This is a genomic window from Kitasatospora sp. NPDC057198, assembly GCF_042670125.1.
Taxonomy (GTDB): domain Bacteria; phylum Actinomycetota; class Actinomycetes; order Streptomycetales; family Streptomycetaceae; genus Kitasatospora.
The window spans coordinates 1-3,576 of the sequence record NZ_JBHUWH010000637.1 but is presented as its reverse complement, the minus strand read 5'-3'; the positions used below and the strand labels follow the sequence as shown (position 1 = coordinate 3,576).

Sequence of the window (3,576 nt, the reverse complement as noted above, 5' to 3'; positions counted from 1 at the left end):
GGGGTGCGGCAGCAACCGGTCCTGGAAGTCCGGGGGATCCGCAAGGAGTTCCCCGGGGTGGTGGCGCTGGACGGGGTCGACTTCCGGCTCTTCCCCGGCGAGGTGCACGCCCTGATGGGGGAGAACGGCGCCGGGAAGTCCACCCTGATCAAGGTGCTCACCGGCGTCTACCAGTCGGACGGCGGCGAGGTGGTGCTGGCCGGCGAGCGGGTGCGGATCTCCGGCCCGCTGCAGGCCCAGCAGGCCGGCATCAGCACGGTCTACCAGGAGGTCAACCTCTGCCCGAACCTGTCGGTCGCGGAGAACGTCTTCATCGGCCGCGAACCCCGCCGGTTCGGCCTGATCGACTGGTCGGCGATGCGCCGCCGGGCCGCCGAACTCGTCCGCGGGATCGACCTGGACATCGACGTCAGCGCACCGCTGAGCAGCTACTCCATCGCCGTCCAGCAGCTGGTCGCGATCGTCCGCGCGGTCGACGTCTCCGCCAAGGTCCTGATCCTGGACGAGCCCACCTCCAGCCTGGACCGCGACGAGGTCCGCCAGCTCTTCACCGTCATGCGGCGGCTGCGCGACCGGGGCGTGGCGATCCTGTTCGTCTCGCACTTCCTCGACCAGGTCTACGAGATCTGCGACCGGATGACCGTGCTGCGCAACGGCCGCCTGGAGGGCGAGTACCCCACCAGCGAGCTGAACCAGGTCGAACTGGTCTCCCGGATGATCGGCTCCGAACTCGCCGGGCTCGACCAGCTCGGCGGCGGCCGGCGGCGCGAGCGCACCGCCCCCACCGGCAAGCCGTTCCTCCAGGCCGACCGGCTCACCCGGCGCGGCGCCGTCGAACCGTACGACCTCGACATCCGCCCCGGCGAGGTGATCGGCCTGGCCGGGCTGCTCGGCTCCGGCCGCACCGAGGCCGCCCGGCTGCTGTTCGGCGCCGACCAGAGCGATGGCGGCACGCTGCGGATCGAGGGCGCCGCCGCCGCGCTGCGCAGCCCGCGCGACGCCATCGCGCACGGCATCGCGTTCTGCTCGGAGAACCGCAAGACCGAGGGCCTGGTCGGCGAACTGACCGTCCGGGAGAACATCGTCCTGGCGCTCCAGGCGTCCCGCGGCTGGCTCCGCCCGCTCTCGCGCACCGCCCAGGACGCCTACGCGCTGAAGTGGATCCGCGCCCTGGACATCCGCCCCGGCAACCCCGAGGCGCTGGTGCGCAACCTCAGCGGCGGCAACCAGCAGAAGGTCCTGCTGGCCCGCTGGCTGATCACCGACCCCAAGCTGCTGATCCTCGACGAGCCCACCCGCGGCATCGACATCGGCGCCAAGGCCGAGATCCAGAAGCTGGTGGCGAACCTCGCCGAGGACGGCATGGCGGTGCTGTTCATCTCCGCCGAACTGGAGGAGGTGCTGCGGCTCAGCCACCGGGTCGGCGTGCTGCGCGACCACCGGATGGTCGCCCAGCTCGACAACGACGGCGGGCTCACCCCCGAGCGCGTCATGGCCACCATCGCGAGCGGAGCGCACCAATGAGTACGGCAACGGCAGCGGGCCCGGTGAAGGCGGTGACCCGGTCCCGGCTGTTCTGGCCCGCCGTGGTGCTGGCCGCGCTTCTGGTCGCCAACCTCGCCTTCACCCCCGACTTCTTCGCCGTCCGCCTCCAGGGCGGCCACCTCTACGGCTCGCTGGTCGACATCCTGCACTTCGGCGCCCCGCTGATCCTGGTCTCGCTCGGCATGACCCTGGTCATCGCCACCGGCGGCATCGACCTGTCGGTCGGCTCCACCGTCGCGATCGCCGGCGCCCTGGCCTGCCTGCACATCAGCGAGTCCACCGACCCGGGCAGCCTGGTCACCGTGCTGACCGCCGCCGGCATCGCGCTGGGCACCGCGGTGCTGCTCGGGGTGGTCAACGGGCTGCTGGTCGCCAAGGCCGGCGTCCAGCCGATCATCGCCACCCTGATCCTGATGGTCGCCGGCCGCGGCGTGGCCCAGCTGATCACCGACGGCCAGATCATCACCGTCACCAGCGACCCGTACAAGATGATCGGCGGCGGCTACTGGCTGACCATGCCGTTCGCGATCCTGCTCAGCGCCCTGGTGGTGCTGGCGACCGTGCTGCTGACCCGCTCCACCGCGCTCGGCCTGCTGCTGGAGTCGGTCGGCGGCAACCCGGTGGCCAGCCGGCTGGTCGGCATCCGGGCGATGCGCCTGGTCGCCCTGGTCTACGTGTTCAGCGCGCTGTGCGCGGCGCTGGCGGGCCTGATGGTCTCCTCCAACGTCTCGGCCGCCGACGGCAACAACGCCGGCCTGTGGATCGAGCTCGACGCCATCCTCGCGGTCGTGCTCGGCGGGACGTCCCTCAACGGCGGACGGTTCTCGATCGGCGGCACCGTCCTGGGCGCGCTGATCATCCAGACCCTCTCCACCACCGTCTACACCATCGGCATCCCGCCGGAGACCACCCTGGTGTTCAAGGCGTTCGTGGTCATCGCGGTCTGCCTGATCCAGTCGCCCGCCTTCCGCGCCAAGCTCGCCGCCCGCGGCGGCCGCACCCGGCGCACCACCCGGTCGCACGCCGCGGCCCCCACCACCAACCGGGAGGTCGGCGCATGAACGCCCACGCCCTGCTGACCCGCCTGCGCGGGCAGATCCCGCTGCTGGTCACCGCGGTCCTGCTGGTGTCCATGTTCAGCGTCGGCTCGGTGCAGTACGAGGGGTTCTTCTCCGGCCAGGTCGTGCTCAACCTGCTGATCGACAACGCCTTCCTGCTGGTCGTCGCGGTCGGCATGACCTTCGTCGTGCTCACCGGCGGCATCGACCTGTCGGTCGGCGCGGTGGTGGCGCTGTCCACCATGGTCTCCGCCTGGCTGGTCGAACAGCACGGCTGGCCGCCGCTGCTGGTGATCCCGCTGGTCCTGCTGATGGGCACCGCCGGCGGCTGGGTGATGGGCTGGATCATCCACGTCTTCGAGATCCAGCCGTTCATCGTCACCCTGGCCGGCATGTTCCTGGCCCGCGGCCTGTGCTACACCATCAGCGTCGAGTCGATCTCCATCACCGACCCGCAGTACACCGCGATGGCGCAGACCCGGATCCCGCTCGGCGACCTGTTCGTCTCGCCCAGCGCCCTGATCGCCCTGCTGGTGGTCGCCGCCGGCTTCGTGGTCCTGCACTACACCCGGTTCGGCCGCAACGTGTACGCGCTCGGCGGCAGCGAGCAGTCCGCGCTGCTGATGGGCCTGCCCGTCAAGCGCACCAAGACCACCGTGTACGCGATCAGCGGCTTCTGCTCCGCGCTCGGCGGCGTCCTGCTCACCTTCTACATGCTGTCCGGCTACGGCCTGCACGCGGTCGGCCTGGAACTCGACGCGATCGCCGCGGTCGTCATCGGCGGCACCCTGCTCACCGGCGGCTCCGGCTACCTGCTGGGCACCCTGCTCGGCGTGCTGGTGCTCGGCCTGATCCAGACCGTGATCAGCTTCCAGGGCACCCTCAGCTCCTGGTGGACCCGGATCGTGATCGGCGCCCTGCTGTTCGTCTTCATCGTCCTGCAGCGCCTGATCACCGTCCGCCGGCGCTGTCC

3 protein-coding genes are annotated in these 3,576 nt (G+C 70.9%); all 3 read left to right on the top strand.

Going from position 1 to position 3,576, the window contains the following annotated elements; all coding sequences use genetic code 11:
* The first annotated feature begins 3 nt into the window (after positions 1–3).
* Positions 4–1,524, top strand: a complete 1,521-nt coding sequence (locus tag ACFUEL_RS37000) for a sugar ABC transporter ATP-binding protein (RefSeq protein WP_380242170.1) — start codon at positions 4–6, stop codon at positions 1,522–1,524.
* Complete coding sequence (locus tag ACFUEL_RS36995) at positions 1,521–2,606, top strand: ABC transporter permease (protein WP_380242168.1); 1,086 nt, start codon at positions 1,521–1,523, stop codon at positions 2,604–2,606. The genes ACFUEL_RS37000 and ACFUEL_RS36995 overlap by 4 nt, the downstream gene beginning before the upstream one ends.
* The coding region (gene yjfF / locus ACFUEL_RS36990; RefSeq protein ID WP_380242166.1) for a galactofuranose ABC transporter, permease protein YjfF at positions 2,603–3,576 on the top strand (974 nt) is incomplete at its 3' end. The genes ACFUEL_RS36995 and yjfF, both read left to right, overlap by 4 nt.

What these genes read in the sequence shown, in the direction of transcription:
- ACFUEL_RS36995 (WP_380242168.1), top strand. Translation starts at nt 1,521, where the DNA reads ATGAGTACGGCAACGGCAGCGGGCCCGGTGAAGGCGGTGACCCGGTCC.